Genomic DNA, 16,689 nt, shown 5'->3' on the forward strand with positions numbered 1-16,689 from the left:
GGTTTCGGAGACGGTTTGAAGCTGACGGACTGCGAGCCGACCGACTGGTTCGTCGCGTTCCACCCGGATTCGCCGCATTGGTGGGTGCGCGCATTGGCCTGCGGTCGGTTCAAGCACGTCTCGGTCATGGGATTCGTGGAAAGAGCTCAGGCATGGGTGCTTTTCGACTTCCAGATGGACCGATCGCGGGTCCTGATCGTCGGAAACCATGAGGCCGACCCGGTGCTCGCGCATTTCAGCGCTGGGAACACGGTTTTGCGCATGGCAAGGCCGATCGGGCAGGAATTGAACCTGAATATGTCGGTCGGCCTGTGGTGCGTGCCGGCGGCGGCCCACATCCTGGGTCTCAAGTCCTGTGCTTTGCGGCCGGACGCCCTTTTTCGTCAATGTCTCGCCAACGGTGGCGAAATTATCGGCGAAAGCGGTGGTCATGAAACAGCAGCAGCCAAAGGAAGATCCGGAGCTCGCGCGCCAGAAGGCAGCCGCAGCTCAGGAGAAAATCAACACGATGCGGGACCGGCTGACGACGGAGACTGACCAGTCGCTGCGCATGTTCGGCGCCCGTAGCGCGCTCGCCGGTACCGGCCGCGTCTCGCCGCTCGTCGGCAAGTAAGGGGCGCCCGTGGCAATCTCGCGTCCGAAGTCGACCGCGCCAGCGGCGAACCCGTTCCCGCCTCAGAGCGTGACAGAGGACGCGACCCAGCGCCTGAAAGACGCCCGCGCCCAGAAGACCGAGGCCCGCGCCGATCTGCAGGAGGCCTATTTCTTCACCCGGCCGCGCCTGTCTTGGAACATCGAATCCACCGTCAAGGCGAGCAAGAGGCGAGATGCAGAGCAGGAAGATCTTGCGACCGGCATTGGCGCGGAAGTGTCCGAGGATTTTGCGACGGAGGTGGTTTCCGCGTTTTTCCCTCAAGGCACGGATTGGGTAGCGAATGGGCTCGATGAGTCCGAGCTCGGCGACATTGAGCCGCAAGACCTCGCTGACCTGCAGGCCGAGAGCAAGAAGCGCGACAAGATCATCTTTTCGGCGATCCGCGCATCGAACTTCGAATCCGAGCTGGGCTCGACGCTCGATCCGCATGCTGCCGTTGGCACGGTCGCGTGGTGGATCGAGAAACCGCACAACACCCGGCCGATCTCCTGCAGCTCGGTACCGCCGCGCGAGCTCGAATTCAATGTCGAGGCCGATGGCTCGGTCGGCGACAGGTTCCGCGTCCGGCATGTCCGCGGCACAAAGCTGCGTTCCGTCATCGGCGACATCACGCTGCCGGAGAAGATCGCCAAGAAGGTGCGGGACGAGAAATCGTGCACGATCGAGGTCGTGTGGTGCTACTGGCGCGACTGGTCCCAGCCAGAGGACGAAGTGTGGAAGCACGTTCTCCTCATCGATCGCATGGCTGTGAAGACGGAAGATCTCACCGGTGAAGGTTGCCTGCCGCTGATCATCGCCCGGTTCTCGCCAGACAACGAATATGCCTGGGGTTTTGGCCCCTCGATCAAGGCGCTGCAGGATTATCGCGTGCTAGACGTCATCACGGCCGCCACGCAGGATCGCGTCGACATCGCGATCAACCCGCCGATGGGCTATCCCGACGACGGCGTGATGGATTTCGAGAACGGGCTCGAGAGCGGCAAGGCCTATGCCATGCGGCCCGGCTCCGGCAAAGACGTCGTTCCCCTGTATTTCGAGGGGAATGCCGATCTTGGATTCTACACGGCGACAGACCTTGAGCGCCGGATCCGCCGCAAGCACTTTGCCGATTATCCCGAGCAGAAGGGCGACACGCCGCCCACGGCCACGCAGTGGGCCGACGAGATGGTCAAAGCGCAGCGCCGGATCGGCACGCCCGGCAAGAAGTTCTGGCGCGAGGGCCCCTATGCGATCTACCGCCGGTTCGAGTGGCTGCTCGAAAAAGACGGCAAGATCGACGACATCACGATCAACGGCCGCAAACTGACGCTGGTCCCCAATAATCCGGCCACCCAGGCCGCGGACAATCAGAAAGTTCAGGTCGCCGGCAACCTGCTGACCATGCTCAAGAGCTATTTCCCGGAAACGTCGCAGGCCGCGATCGATGAGCGCAAGACCGCGGAAAACTTTCAGACCCTCCTCAAAGACGAGGTGGTCGTTCTGCGCGGCGAAAAAGAGACCGCCGATCTCGTGCAGTCGGTGCTCGGCGCCGCGCAGCAGTCCGGCATGCTGCCGACGCAGGGGAAGTGAGGACGCGCATGAAACTCTCAGATCCCGACGTCAAGGCCGCGCTCAACTGGTTTTCGCGCCAGCGCGAGGGCGTCGCTTTTTTTGCCCTTCTGCAGTCCGTGGTCGAGGAGATCGGCCCCCCCGAGACCTGTGCTTTGCACGCTCACAACGCTCGCCGCACATTCGCGGCCGATCTGATTGCGATGACAGAGGCGGAAAAGAGCGATGGGCCAGAAGACGGAACGGATGAGCGACGGCATGGATTACCAGGGAGACAGCGAAAAAGCAGGCGGGCCGGCCCCGCTGGTCGGGCGTAGCCCGGGCGCTTTCGCGTTCTCTTCTCCGTTCGGCCCGCGTGCCACGCTTGCTCCGGAAGGCGGCCCGGTCTCCGGCGGCCCAACACCTTCCGCTCCTGCCTCGCCCGCTGCTCCGGCGGCTCCGGCGGCGCCCGCTGCTCCGGCCGGCAAGGAGCCGGCACCTCCCGCCGATCCCGCCGCGCCTCAGGCGCCGGCAGAACCCACGAAGGCCGAGCGCCCCGACTATATCCCCGAGTCCTTCTGGGACGCGGAAAAGGGCTTCAAGGCCGACGATCTCAATTCACTCGTTGCCTTCAAGGCCGAGCACGACGCCAATCTCGCGCAGGTGCCTGATAAGCCGGATGGCTACAAGGTCGCTCTGCCGAAGGACTTCAAGCTGCCCGATGGCGTCAAGCTGCCGGAAGGTCAGGAATCCATCATCGACGACGCCGATCCCCGCGTCGGCGCTCTTCGCGATTACGCCCATGCCAACAAGATGAGTCAGTCGCAGTTCGAGGGCATGATCGCCCTTGGCGCGCAGATGGACATCGCCGAGCAGGGCCGCCTGACCGAAGCGCTCGCCGCTCAGAAGGAAGCCCTCGGGTCAAAGGCCGTCGAGCGCGTCAATGCAGTCACGGCATGGCTCGGTGCCAAGCTCGGCGGCGACGCTGCCCAGGCGCTGGCGCCGATGATGTACACGGCCAAGCAGGTCGAAGCGTTCGAGGCGCTGATGCGCCTCAACAGAGGTACCGTTCAGGGCAATCCCGGTGCGGGTCGCGATGTCGAAAAAACAGAACTGTCGGATGAGGAGTACAACAAGATGTCTCCCTCCGCTCGCATCAACTACGCCCGTCAGCACTCGAAATAGTGACGGCCTGAAGGAGTCTTTCAATGCCCGACGTAATGACGCTTCCCGAATATGCCAAGGGTCTCGAGAAGACCTCGATCGAGCGTCCGCTGATCGAGACCTTTGCTGCAGAGTCGGACATCATCCAGGCTCTGCCCTTCAAGGGTTTCTCCGGCGCCGCTTACGAGGGCTATCGCGAGACCGACATCGGCAGTGCCGCATTCCGCGCGATCAATGAAGGCCCGAGCACGTCTCAGGGCAAGATCACGCCTTTCCAGGAAACCAGCTTTCCGATCGACGTGCTCCTGAAGGTCGACAAGGCCATCATCCTGCGCCACGGTGAAGGTCGCCGTGCGACGGAAGAAGCCATGCAGATGAAACGCCAGTCCCGGCTTTTCACCGACACCTTCATTTCCGGCGACAACTCGACCAATCCGAAGGAATTCAACGGCCTCAAGGCGCGTTGCACGGTCGGCAACGGTCGCCTGATCCGCAATTCGCTCGCCTCCGGCGGCGCCGCCCTTTCGCTTTCTGCGCTCGATGAGGCGATCGACAACACCCGCGACCCCACGCACATCATCATGAGCCGCGGCCAGCGCCGCAAGTTCATCGCGCTGATGCGCAACCAGACCCTGATGGGCAACGTCGAGATGTCGAAGGACGACGCAGGCCGTCCCGTCGTCAGCTACGCCGGCCTGCCGATCCTTTCGGGTTATCCGAAGGACCGCCACACCGCCGTGCTTCCCTACAACGAAGTCGCGGCCGGCGGCGGCGCTGCCGTCACCACATCCCTCTTCGTGGTCAGCTTCACCGAGATGGGCGTGAACGGCATCCAGCTCAAGGAAATGCAGGCTGTCGACCTCGGCCTCTCCAAGGAAGATGGCGTCTTCTACAAGACGAACGTCTCCTGGGATGTCGGCGTCGTGGTGGAAGGCGATTACTCGGCGACGCGGCTGGATTCCATCGCGGACCTTCCGGTCATCGCGTGACGTAACAGTGACCCGCTGAAAGGCGGGTCTTTCCACAACGGGAGTTTGGACCCATGGGTCAGAGAGTTTACAATATCGATATCGAACTGCTGTTGGCCGATGGCGCCGCCGCAGTCACCGCGGACGGCGTTACGCAGGTTGCCAGCGCGAACGCGTCCAAGCAGCTCGGCCCGGGTCGCTTCGAGGGCGTTCTCGTCGTCGACGTATCGGCAATCAAGACGTCGGTGGGCGATGAGCTGTATCACCTCGTTTTGCAGGGTGGCACGGACAACACGTTCGCCACCAAGGAGATCGTCGCGCAGCTGTCCCTCGGCGCTGGTGCGGCTCGTCCTGGCGGGGCGATCACCTCCACGACCGGCCGCTACGAGATCCCGTTCGTCACCGAACAGGACGATGTCTCGTATCCGTGGGAACGTCTCTACGTGGACGTCGCCGGCACCGCCCCGTCCATCACCCTCAAGGCATTCATCGCCGAGCGCTACTAAGCGCCCGGCGGTTGTCACAGGAGACCCGTTCAATGCCTGACAAAATGACGCTTCACTACAAGACCGGCGCGACCGCCGAAATGGATTCGGTCGATGCGCGCCGGGCTCTTGTCGAGCACCCCTCCGAATGGTCCGCGTCGCCGTTCCCGCCTGAATATGTCGAGGCTGCGAAGGCCAAGACGGACGCGGCTGGCGACCAGAACGATGCCCGCCGCTCGACCGAGCTTGCTGCCGCTCGCCGCGCCGCCGACGAGAAGGCCGCCAAGGATCTTGCCGAGCGCGAGATCGAAGCTGCTCGCATCGCCGAAGAGCAGGAAGAGAAGCGCAAGGCCGACGAAGCCGCTCTCGCAGATGGCCTCTCGACCGGTCCCGTCAACACGCCAATCACCAACGACGGTCTGAAGGTCGGTCACATCCCGAGCGAAGTCCCTGCCCTCGAAGCTCCGTCCGCACCGTTCCTCGCCCGCGACAAGGGCCATGGCTGGTGGGGCATCTTCGACGCCAAGGGTCTGCAGATCGGCGGCGCGATCCGCGAGCCGGAAGCAGCCTCGTTCAATGAGCTCTCGGACGAAGACAAGGCGGAATACGTCAAGGCGGAAACCGCCAAGGCCTGACGCCAGCCGCTTTCATCGCGGCCGGCTGGCGACAGAGACCGGGGAGGCACCGCTTCCCCGGTTTTTTCATGCCCTGTGCTTTGCCCGGCTTGCCCCCAAGAGCCATTCTCGCCGTCATGGACAAGCTCACCATCTTGAACAACGCCCTCCGCGCGACCGGCAACAACACGCTGAACGTGCTCAATGATGGCACCGACGAATATCTCGTTGCGAACGGGGCATTCGATCGCGCGGTGCGCTTCCTGACTGCGCGGCACACATGGCCGTTTGCCACCACGAGCGATTTGCTCGAGCGGATACCGGATGGCGAGAACAAGTCCCGGCGGTTCTCTCGCAATGCCTTCCGCCTCGCGCCGAACACGCTGCATGTGAAAGAGGTCTATTGGGGCACCACACCGCTGACCGAATACGAGATCATCGGCAACGTGCTGTCGTGCAACTACGGGTCCGACGTCTATGCCATGGCCGTGAAAGAGGCGCCGGAAGAGCGCTGGCACCCGCTGGCCGAGGAAATCCTGACCATCTACGTTGAGGCCGGCTGCCTGCGCGGGCTGAACGAGGATTTCAGCGAGGCGACGCGCCGGGAACAGCGAGCCGAGGGCTTGCTCGAAGAGGCGCGGCCGCTGAATGACCAACAGAACCCGGCCCGCAACATCTACAAGAGCAAGATCGCTGCCGCCCGCGGGAGACGCCGGGTATGAGCATCCAGGATCTGATCATTCGTCAGCGTGATTTCTCGGCCGGCGAGGTTGAGCCGGATGCCGTTCGACGGGATGACATCGAGATCATGAAATCGGCCGTTCGCCGCGCTCGCAATCTCGTGTCGACGCATACCGGTGCGCTGACCCGCCGCCCCGGCCGCCGTCTGCTGTTTCGCGACACCGGCATCGTGGCCGACTTCAAGCCGTTCAACGACGTCACATACAAGGTGGTGTTCACGGCCGGCGGCGTGCGCGTGCGTTCCGTGGGTGGCACTCTGCTCGCCTCATTGTCGGCACCTTGGGGGGCGGCCGATCTCGACAGCCTCGTGTTCGAGCCGATGGAGAACGAAATGTTCGTCGCCTGGGCCGGGCGCACCAAGGTCTTGAAAGTCACGAAGGGCACCCGGTCGTGGTCGATCGCCGATTACGTCTTTGACCAAGGACTGGACAGCACATATCGCGTTCCGTTCTATCGGTTCGAGGACACGATCGGCATCACGATGCGGCCCAGCGCGCTGACCGGCAACATCGATGTCGTGTTTTCGCAGGCATTCCTCACTGCAGGCCACGCCGGCACCGTCTTCCGGTATTCACAGCGGCAGATCCGCTGCACGACCGTGACGAACGGCACGACGATGCGCGCCCAGGTCTTGGAAGAGCTGCCGAAAACGTATCGCTTCACCGTCACGAGCTCCGCGGGTTTTGCGGTCGGGCAGATCGTGGAGACCGACCAGACCAACGTCAAGGGTGAGGTGGTGAGCGTTGACTTGCTGGCTCCCAACAGCATCGCCGTGGCCATGCTCGGATCGCTGACGGCACCCGTCGAGAACGAGAAGCTTGTCGGGCCGACTGCCGTGACGAAGATCGAGGAGATTGCGAGCTCAAGCGCGATTGGTGCCACCCTGCAATGGGAGGAGCAATTCGTCTCGAACGCTCGCGGCTGGCCGGCATCCGTTTCGAAGGATCGCCAGCGCCTGATCATGACGAACTTCGACCAGAAGAAGAATGCGATTTTCTGGCTGGCGGCCGGCAACAACCGCGATGGCCTGATCGGCGGCGATCCAGACAATGCCATGGTCGAATCCATCAGCGCGGAGTGCCAGGTCTTCCACGTCGTCGGCGGCTATGACGAATTCGCGGTGACCGATCGCGGCATCTTCTACATTCCGGTGTCCGTTGGAACGCCGCTGCAGCCGGGCAGTGTCGAGTTTCGCCCGGTCTTCACGAGCGAAATCTCGCGCATCCGTCCGGTTGAGGTCACCGAGGGACTGATCTTTCTCGATAAATCCACGACGGGTCTCTACGCCATCAGCGCGACAGGCCAGACCGCGCGCCCCTACATCGCGAACGAGATCAACCGGTTCCATCGGCATCTCTTCGGGGGCGTCAAATCGCTGGCCGTCACCTCGGCCACGAGTGAATTTCCGTCACGCCAGATCTTTGCCGTCAATTCCGATGGCTCGGTGGTGGCCGGGCAGTTCAATGCCGATCGCGAGTATGTCGGCTGGTTTCGATGGGAGGGCGACGGCGCAGTGCGCAGCGTGGCCGGAGCCTATGGCACCGTCGTTTTCATGTCCACATATAGCTTCAACGGCGCGGAACTCGGCATCGCTGAAGAGCTCGATTACAGCCTGCTGTGCGACAGCGCCACCACGATGACAGGCACCATCGCGCCCGATGTCTATTACGGCCGCGAGGTCGATGTGTTCGGCGGCGGGTTCTATCTGGGCAAGGCCGTTGTGGGTGCCGGCGGGGAGGTTTCCGGGTTCTCGGACTATCCCACGATCACCATCGGCATCGACTTCCAGCACTCTCTTATTCCGTTGTTCTCGAACTTCGATGGCGGGCAGGCAGCCGGGCAAGGTGAGCAGCGGCGCAAGATCGAGAAGATGATGATCACCGTCCGCGAGACCCAGGAGTTTCAGGTCGGGAACCGGATCTTCGGCAGTTACCGCGGCGGCGAGGACATGAGCAAACCGGTACCGATGCGCGATGACACCTATCGGTACCGCGAGACCGGCCGCTCCTATGATCCTGTCGTCGAGATCTCGTCGACCTTCCCCTGCGCCTTCAAGCTCATCGAGCTCACCACGAGGATCACAGTCTAATGGGTGTTGCAGCAGCAGCAATCAGCGGCATCGGCTCGCTCGTCAGCGTCTACGGCCAATATCAGGCCGGACAGCACGCGGCCGCTCAGTCGAAGCAGGCGGCCGAGGTCGGGAAGATCCAGGCCGATCAGGTGGACGCAAGCTATCGAGATGAGCTCAACAGCACGATCTCGAACATCCGCGCGATCCGGGCGTCTGCCGGCGTCGAGGCGTTCTCACCCACCGGCGTTGCGTACGAGGCCGAGCAGCAGAAGCGAAGCGACCGCGACCGCAAGATTGAGGTCGGCTCGAAGCGAATGCAGGCGACCCAAGATGAGGCCGACGCGCGGTTCCGCAAGTCGGCCGCGCGTACATCGCTGCTCGGCGGCGTCGCTTCTTCCCTTCCTCAGTTCTTCGGAGCCTGACCGTGGCGAAACTTCCCGAGATCCAGCAGCGCGGCGCCGTCACGCGCGGTCCGCAGTCTTCCGTGTCGGCGGCCGAAATTGCCAACCCCTATCAGCAGATCGCGAATGCGCTGTCGACGACAGGTCAGGCGCTGCAGCGCCAGGAAGTCGCCGAGGCCCAGAACGAGGGGCAGAACGCGGTCTATCGCGACGAGGCCGGCAATCTCAAGGTCGACACGCGCTCGAACTTCTCAGCGTCCGGCCGATCCTACAACGCTGCGGCCCAGCAGGGGTATGCTGCGCGGCTGGCCGGCGATATCCGTGCGCGCGGCGCCGCGCTGACAGCGGAATCCAAGGGGAATATTGAGTCCTTCAACTCGAGCTGGAAAGCATTCCGCGATCAGACCCTGACGGCGGTGCCGAAGGACTTCCGCGGCGCCGTCACAACCATGCTCGACACAGAGGGGCCGCGCTTTGCCTTGGGCGTCTCCGAGCAGAAGCGATCGACGGACATCAAGGAATTCGAGGGCAACGTCAAAGCCGAGATCCAGTTGCTCGACGACGACATGTCGGCGCTGGCGCGTGGCGGAGGTACCGGAACTGACGCCTACAAGCAGAAGCAGGCCCAGGCCCGCACGCTCTATGGCCAGCTCGCCGAAAACCCGGATTTCACCGTGGGCAAGCAGGAAGCCGACATCGCGGTAAAGCGCATGGAATCCCGGCATATGTCCGAGGCGATGCTCGGCACCGTCGATCGCGCGCTGCAGACCGGCGGCATCGGCGAAGCGCGCAAGATCGCCGAGCGCATGGCGACGGACACGAGCCTGTCGCTCTCGCCGGCCGAACGCCGGCAGTATGCCGGCCTTGCCGGAGAGCGGATCAATGGGTTCGTCGCCCAGACGAAGGCCAATCTCAAGCCGGTGCAGGACCAGTCAACGGTCATTCAGAAGCGGCTCAAGGAGGGCGTCGGGCTCGACAACGACGATATCGACACGACGGCGCGGCAGCTCGCCGCCGGCGGCGATATGTCGGGCGCCATGGAGCTCTATTCCGCTCGAGCGATGGCGCGCACGCTGCAGGGATTCAAGTCGTCGGACAATCGAGGGCAGACGAACCAAGCTGAGCGCCTGCTCTCCCAGGCCAACGGCGGCGGCGATATTCTTGCTGCGATCCGTCAGACGGAGAGCTCGGGAGACCCTAATGCCGTCTCGGCGCGCGGCGCGGCGGGCAGCATGCAGGTCATGCCCGAAACAGCGGATGAAATCGCGCAGGAACTCGGCGATGCGGGCTATCCTGCTGCCGGAACCCGCGAAGAGAAGCAGGCATACCTCAAGAGCGGGGGCGTCTCCGATCGCTATGGCGAACACTACTTCAACAAGATGATGACGAAATATGGCGGCGACCGTGAGGCTGCCCTCATCGCCTACAATGGCGGCGCGAAGCGTGCGGATGCGTGGATCGCAGCCGGACGTGACGACAGTGTCATTCCGAAGGAGTCCGCGGACTATTACAAGAAGGTGCTCGGCAGCACTGTTTCCGCGTCGCAGTTCTCGGCGGAGGACGTGACGGCAGCGAAGACGTTCCTTCAGACCCGTACCGACAAGGACGCCAGCCACATCGACGGCATGGATGGAGCTTTCTCCGTGAAGGTCGCCCGAATGCTTGAGGCTGCACCGGCTGGCATCCGGGAAAAGCTCGGCATCTATTCCGGCGCCCGTTCTGTCGCGCGTCAGACGGAGCTCTGGGAAGAAGCCGTGATCAAGTATGGCTCCGCTGCGGAAGCTCGGAAATGGGTGGCTCCTCCTGGAAACTCCCAGCACAATCACGGGAAGGCGGCCGATCTGTCCTATGGTGGGCAGTCGCTCAAGAACGCGCCGCCTGAGGTGGTGAGCTGGCTGCACCAGAATGCAGCGCAGTTCGGTCTAAAATTCCCTCTGGCCAACGAGAACTGGCACATCGAGGACGATACCACACGCGGCGGCAAGGGCTCGAACTCGGTCAATCCTGAGTTGGTCAAGGAATACCGCGCGGAGGTGACCTCCGATGCAAAGCAGCTCTTCACCGACATCAAGGCGGGATACGACAAGAACCTTACGCCGGCTGTGGCCGACATCAACCTGCTGTCCCGTCAGCTCGCCGTCGTCGACGATCAGGATCTCCGGCGCGAGGTCGCGGACTATTTCACCAGCCAGTCGGCTATTGCTCAGACCGCCGGCATGGCGCCCGCACAGGTCGAAAGCTTGGTCTCGTCGCTGCGCTCGGATGCTGCCGATGGCGCCACGGCTGCACAAGCCCAGATCATCAGCGGCATCGAGGCTCAGGAAAAGGCTCGCACCCAGGCGCTCAAGGATGACCCGATCGGATTCGCTGCACGTCAGGGCATGATCGCCGCGCCGCCGCCGCTCGATCTCAGCCAGCCTGATACATGGGCCGGCACCTTCACCGCGCTGCAGAACGGCGCTGATGTGCTCAAGGCGCGCGGTCAGGTCGGCACGATCTCTGCTCTTCGCCCGGAGATGCAAGCCCAGGTCTCGCGCGCACTCACCACCTCGACGCCGCAGGACTCCGTGCAGCTTCTCAGCTCGATGGCGACCAACCTCAGCCCCGATACCTATAACGCCACCATGGCCGCGCTCTACTCGTCCGGCCAGTCTCGGGCGGCGGCGGCGGCCGGCGCGCTGGTGCCGAACAATCCCGAGGCCGCCGAGGGCGTGCTGCGCGGGCAGCAGCTCCTCAAGGAAAACCCGCTGCTTGCCCCGAAGCGGAGCGACGACAATACGGTTGCCATCAACGATATCCTGCCACCGGCCGTGTTTGCGCCCACGCTGGAAGGTGCACGACAAGGCCTGCTCGAAGCGGCCACCGCGCGCTATGCTGACCTGTCGGCCCAAGCTGGCGATACGAGCGGCGAGCTGAACGCCGATCGCATGGAGCAGTCCGTCAAGGAGATCACCGGAGGCATACTCGAATTCAACGGCAGCCAGATCGTTGCGCCGCGCTATGGCATGTCGCAGGACGATTTCGACAAGACCGTCGAGGCGATCTCGGATCAGGACATCAGCGCGGCCATGACATCCGGAGGAACTGCCGTGCGTGCCGACGACTTCCGCGATCAAGGACGGCTGCGCGCGGTCGCCGATGGCCGATATCTGTTGGAGTTCGGCAGCGCTGAAAGCCCAAGCTACGCGCTTCGGCGCCCGTCGCCCGGCGGCTACGGGCAGCCATCCGTGTTCGTGCTCGACCTGAGGGTCCGCTGATGCCGATGATCGTTCAAGAGAAGGATATGGCCGGCGCGCTGCAGCTCGCTGCGCGTTCTCCGCTGCAAGGCATTGACCCCGGATTTCTCGGACGCTTCGAATCCGACTATGCGGCCATGCGCGATTTCTCCAACTCCGACGCCATGTCGCGGCACACCAGCGACGTGCAGGGCGAGTTCATCCAGCAGCTCTACGAGAAGGGCGACCTCGAAGCCCGGCAGTGGGTCGGCGGTGGCGGCGCAACGCTGATCCGCCAAGGCGACGAGAAGGCGCAACAGTGGTTCGAGCAGTGGAAGGGCCGGAACCCTGCGGCGGATCTGGCTTTCCCGACGCCGGAGACCATGGAGTCCGAGGCGATCCGGCGCATGGGCGGCGCTCGGCAGGAATCCAACAGCCTGCAGGCGCGGTCCAACAGCATGCGATCCGGCGTCGGCGGGTTCCTCGGCACGGCAGCCGGCGCCATGACCGACCCCATCAACATTGCGGCGACTGCGCTCGGCGCGGTGTCTGGCGGCTTAGCCGGTGGCATCCTGCGCACCGCGATGATCGAGGGCGGCGTCAACCTCGCATCCGAGACGGCCATTCAGGCGCTCACGCTCGGCGACAAGCAGAAGGCCGACCCGACGTTCGGCGCGTCCGATGCACTCTATGAGGTCGGCGCGGCTGGCGTCGGCGGCGCCGTGCTCGGTGGCGGTCTCAAGGGGCTGGCGGCGGCATGGAGCCGTGCGAAAACCGGGCAGTGGCCGTCGCATGTGCGCGACACCGGCGCGGTTCTGACGCGCGAGGCGACAATCCCCGCGTCTCGGTTCGAAAAGACGGTTGCCGGCGACAGCGCACACCGTGCGGCGGTGATGAAGGCGGCCGACGATATCCAGCGCGGACGTCCGGTCGAACTGCCGCCCGAAGCTTTCACGCAGGCCAACACCCGCCCGGGCCGCGTCTACGATGCGGACGGCAATAACATCGGCGTCCGCTATGAGGTGGTCGAGGCCGATGATCTGGTGACCTCGCATCTAGACGATCTCGGCGTGAACCCGGAATTCCCTCCGGAGCTGCAGCCGCGGGACCGCAGTCGAGCGCTTTCGCAGGATCAGATTGCCGGCATCGCCGCGAACCTTCAGCCGGAGCGTCTCGGCTTCTCGGCGCAGGCAGAGTCCGGCGCTCCGATCGTTGGCGCCGATGGTCTTGTCGAATCCGGCAACGGTCGCGTCATGGCTCTGCGCCGCGCCTATCAGCAGAACGACGTCCCGGCCTCGAACTATCGCAGCTTCCTGAAGGCACAGAACTTCGACGTCGACGCCATGCGCAACCCGGTGTTGATCGCCCGGCGCGTGACCGACCTTGACCCTGAGGCTCGCGTCGGCTTCGTCAACGCGGCAAACCGGTCCACGGCCATGCGTCTAGGCGCCTCCGAACAGGCTCTCGCGGACGCCCGGCTGCTCGACGCCGATCTTCTCGGCCGGCTGGATGGTGCTGACGTCAAGGCTTCCGGCAATCAGGCCTTCGCCCGCGGTTTCATGTCGAAGCTCCCGCGCGCTGAGCAGGGTTCGCTCATCGACAAGGATGGATTCCTGTCGCAGGAGGGCGAACGGCGGATCACGTCCGCGCTGATGGGTCGCGCCTATGGCGAGCCGGTGCTCCTCGGTCGAGCGCTCGAAGACACCGACAACAACATCAAGACGATTGCCGGCGCACTGGCCGACAGCTCGGCGCCGTGGTCGATGATGCGCGACGCCGTGGCGCGCGGCGAGATCCCGTCCGGCATGGACATCACCGATGATCTGCTGAACGCGGTCAAGATGGTCATGCGCGCGCGCGACGAGGGGCGTCCGGTCGGCGAGCTCGTGCATCAAGCGGAAATGTTCGGCGGCCCGGACGAGCTGGCGAAGATCGTGGCTCGGTCCCTGTTCAGCGACGCGGACATGAAGCGGCCGATCGGCCGGGCGAAGATGGCGGCTTTCCTGCGCGACTATGCGTCTGAGGCCATGAAGAACGACGCCGGCCCGCGGCTCTTCGGCGACGCCCTGGGCGCGTCCGACATCCTGAAGTCCTCGCTCGATCGCGTCGGCCGGCAGGATCTCATGCAGGTGGCAGAGGAACGCCTGTCATCGACAGCCATCGACAAGCTTGCAGAGGCGCCGGAAACGGTCGAGGCTTCGATCATGGACGGCCTGCGACTCGTTGCCGACAATGAGGAGCAGGTGGTTGCCGGCAAGGCCGAGCCTATCCGGATCGACATCGGCGACGGCCGGGGCGAGCGCACGCTCGACGAAATCTTGAACGAAGCCGATGAAGAGATCGCCGCCGCCGGTGAGATCGAGGCCTGCACCATCGGGAGCGCAGCGGAATGAGCATCGCCAACTGCCTGACGCGCCTTGTGCAGGCGCAACGCATCTCACAGAAGCAGGCCGACGACGCGCTCGCGCTGTACGAAGGCGCGCAGGGCCGGCTTTATCCTACCATGGGTCCGGTCTCGTCCGAGGCTGCCGGCGCGCTCGAAGCAGCCCGCATCATGAAAGAGACGGCCGAGCGCCGCAAGCTGATGGCGGCGAAGCAGGCGATCGCCTACACGACCGCGCTCAATCGCATGCAGCAGCACCCGAACGGGCTGACGGTCGGCCTGCAGAGCATGCTCGTGCGCGACAACCTCGAAGGCGGCGAGGCCATGGGCAACGCCATCCATATCGACGGCCACAGCGAGAACGTGACGAAGCGGCTGCTTGGCATGATGAACGGCGCGATGGAGCCCTATGCGTCGCGGTTCGCTGGTCTCAGCCAGGATACCGAATCCATCTGGAACATCGTGCGGGAGCTGTTCGGCAAAGACACCGGTGATCAGGCGGCCAAGGCTGCGGCGAAGGGGTGGACGGACACCACGGCCTATGCCGTCGAGCGGGTGAAGCGCGCCGGCAAGCCGCTGTCCGTGCTCGACGACTGGCGGCTGCCGCAGAGCTGGGACACAAGCCGCCTGCGCAAGTTCTCGCAGTCCGAGTTCACGAACGACCTGATGACCGAGTTCGAGGCGGGCAACCTGCGCGTGATGGATGCCGAGGGACAGGGCGATGCTCCGCGCGCGGCGGTGGGGGGCATCATCGCGAACGCCTACAACGACATCACTCTCGGCCGCGCGGGCGCCGGTGCGGCTGGCGGCTTCTCGAACCAGCTCCGTGTCTTCCGCTTCCAATCGCCGGACACCTATATCCGACTGATGAAGAAGTACGGGGTCGGCGACGGCGGGCTTTACAACACGATGATGGGGCATTTCGGCGGCATGGGCCGGGAGATCGCCAGTGTCGAGATCCTGGGGCCGAACTATCAGGATAATTTCAAGCGCCTGCTCGACGTCGCAGCCAAGGACGACACCCTGCGCAACAACACGGTCGGCAAGCGGTTCGCCCGATCGATCTCGCTCAACAGCCCGGCGGCGGTGCAGCGCACGTTCGACGCGGCTACCGGCAAGCTCGGCATGGCGCAGAACGAGCTCATCGCAGGCATCGGCGGCGGCATGCGCAACATCCAGACGGCGGCCCGGCTCGGCTCGGCCACCATCGCGGCTCTCCCCGGCGACAGCTTCACGGCCGCGCTCGCCGCCAACGTCAACGGCATACCGGCCACCGCCGTGCTCGGCCGGCTCGTGAAGGATCTCACGACGAACCGGGAGGGCTCGGAAGCCATAGCCCGGCAGATCAACCTCACGGCCGCATCTGTCATGGATCATGCTATCGGCTCGAAGCGGTTCGCCGACGAGGTGGTCGGACAGGGGCTCACCGGCAGGGTGGCCGACACCACGATGCGCATGACCGGCATCAACGTGTGGACCGAAGGTCTCAAGCGTGCATGGGGCATGGAGTTCAACGGCTTCATCGCCCGGCAGGCCGAAACCTCGTTCGACAAGCTCGACCCGGCATTCTCTGGATTCCTCAAGCGGTACGGTTTCACGCCGGAGCAATGGGACAAGCTGCGCGTTACACCGCCGATCGAGGCCGATGGCGCCAAGTTCTTCGACGTGAACGGTGTCGAGGACCAGGCGCTCGCCGACCGGCTGATGTCGGCCATCTTGGATGAACGCCGGTTTGCCATCCTCGAACCGGACGCCCGCGTTCGTGGCGCCATGACAGCGGGGCTGCAGCGCGGTACCTTCATGGGTGAGATCGTCCGCTCGGCGACGCAGTTCAAGAGCTTCCCCATGACCTTCATGATGACGCACATCATGCGCACCGCCGTGCAGGATGGTGCATGGGGCAAGACGGCCGCCGGCCTGAAGCTGGTCACGCTGATGACTGTCGCCGGGGCGGTGACATCGCAGATGCAGTCCATCGTCGCCGGGCGAGATCCGCAGGATATGGCGACGCAAGAGTTCTGGACTCAGGCGTTCATCCGCGGAGGTGGCGGCGGCATGCTAGGTGATCTCGTATACAGCTCGACGACACGCGGCGGGGATGGCTTGACGGAATATGCCATGGGCCCGGGGCCGGGCGCGATCTTCTCCGGCGTCGGCGACTTCATGCAGGCGGTATCCGGCAACAAGGAGATGACCGGCAAGATGCTGGCCCAGCACGTCAAGGCATGGACTCCCGGCTCGTCGCTCTGGTTCTCCAAGATTGCGACCGATCGCCTGCTGTTCGACAACGTGCAGGCCATGGTCGACCCGAACTATCGGCAGACGTTTTCGCGGTATGAGCGGCGGATGAAGAAGGAGTTCGGGCAATCGTTCTGGTGGGGCCCGGGCGACCCGCTGCCGACCCGCGCGCCTGACCTCGGGAACATCGCTGGCAAGTAGCCTGTGCTTTGCGAGCGGTGCTCCGC

12 protein-coding genes are annotated in these 16,689 nt (G+C 64.2%); all 12 read left to right on the forward strand.

The annotated features are described in order from the left end of the window. Positions 1–15 precede the first annotated feature (15 nt). The 12 genes from G8E10_RS09545 to G8E10_RS09615 all read left to right on the forward strand — a co-directional run bounded on the left by G8E10_RS09545 (position 16) and on the right by G8E10_RS09615 (position 16,663). The gene (locus tag G8E10_RS09545; RefSeq protein WP_281517491.1) at positions 16–537 is read left to right on the forward strand and encodes a hypothetical protein; all 522 of its coding nucleotides are present in this window, start codon (positions 16–18) and stop codon (positions 535–537) included. Between the two features lie 85 nt (positions 538–622). Continuing rightward, on the forward strand, positions 623–2,224 hold the full coding sequence (locus tag G8E10_RS09555) for a portal protein (RefSeq protein ID WP_343289712.1): 1,602 nt from the start codon (positions 623–625) through the stop codon (positions 2,222–2,224). A 204-nt stretch (positions 2,225–2,428) separates the two neighbouring features. Next, the gene (locus tag G8E10_RS09560) at positions 2,429–3,367 is read left to right on the forward strand and encodes a hypothetical protein (RefSeq protein WP_281517492.1); all 939 of its coding nucleotides are present in this window, start codon (positions 2,429–2,431) and stop codon (positions 3,365–3,367) included. Positions 3,368–3,390: 23 nt separating this feature from the next. Further along, on the forward strand, positions 3,391–4,335 hold the full coding sequence (locus G8E10_RS09565; protein WP_167128302.1) for a major capsid protein: 945 nt from the start codon (positions 3,391–3,393) through the stop codon (positions 4,333–4,335). Positions 4,336–4,388: 53 nt separating this feature from the next. After that, positions 4,389–4,820: a hypothetical protein gene (locus G8E10_RS09570; protein WP_167128304.1), complete on the forward strand. Its 432-nt coding sequence runs from the start codon at positions 4,389–4,391 to the stop codon at positions 4,818–4,820. 32 nt (positions 4,821–4,852) lie between these two features. Beyond that, positions 4,853–5,434, forward strand: a complete 582-nt coding sequence (locus G8E10_RS09575) for a hypothetical protein (protein ID WP_167128306.1) — start codon at positions 4,853–4,855, stop codon at positions 5,432–5,434. A 116-nt stretch (positions 5,435–5,550) separates the two neighbouring features. Continuing rightward, positions 5,551–6,135 (forward strand): hypothetical protein, encoded by a 585-nt coding sequence (locus G8E10_RS09580; protein WP_167128308.1) that lies wholly within the window; start codon positions 5,551–5,553, stop codon positions 6,133–6,135. Next, complete coding sequence (locus tag G8E10_RS09585) at positions 6,132–8,243, forward strand: phage tail protein (RefSeq protein ID WP_167128310.1); 2,112 nt, start codon at positions 6,132–6,134, stop codon at positions 8,241–8,243. The genes G8E10_RS09580 and G8E10_RS09585 overlap by 4 nt, the downstream gene beginning before the upstream one ends. Continuing rightward, a complete protein-coding gene (locus G8E10_RS09590; RefSeq protein WP_110735326.1) occupies positions 8,243–8,647 on the forward strand; it encodes a hypothetical protein in 405 nt (134 codons plus the stop codon). Before G8E10_RS09585 ends, G8E10_RS09590 begins: the two co-directional genes overlap by 1 nt. Positions 8,648–8,649: 2 nt before the next feature. After that, positions 8,650–11,883, forward strand: coding sequence for a transglycosylase SLT domain-containing protein (locus G8E10_RS25900; RefSeq protein WP_343289713.1), 3,234 nt, complete (start codon positions 8,650–8,652; stop codon positions 11,881–11,883). Beyond that, on the forward strand, positions 11,883–14,234 hold the full coding sequence (locus G8E10_RS09610) for a hypothetical protein (protein WP_167128312.1): 2,352 nt from the start codon (positions 11,883–11,885) through the stop codon (positions 14,232–14,234). Before G8E10_RS25900 ends, G8E10_RS09610 begins: the two co-directional genes overlap by 1 nt. Beyond that, the gene (locus tag G8E10_RS09615) at positions 14,231–16,663 is read left to right on the forward strand and encodes a hypothetical protein (RefSeq protein ID WP_167128314.1); all 2,433 of its coding nucleotides are present in this window, start codon (positions 14,231–14,233) and stop codon (positions 16,661–16,663) included. The genes G8E10_RS09610 and G8E10_RS09615 overlap by 4 nt, the downstream gene beginning before the upstream one ends. Positions 16,664–16,689 lie beyond the last annotated feature (26 nt).

Source organism: Ferranicluibacter rubi (assembly GCF_011603255.1).
Lineage (GTDB): Bacteria > Pseudomonadota > Alphaproteobacteria > Rhizobiales > Rhizobiaceae > Ferranicluibacter > Ferranicluibacter rubi.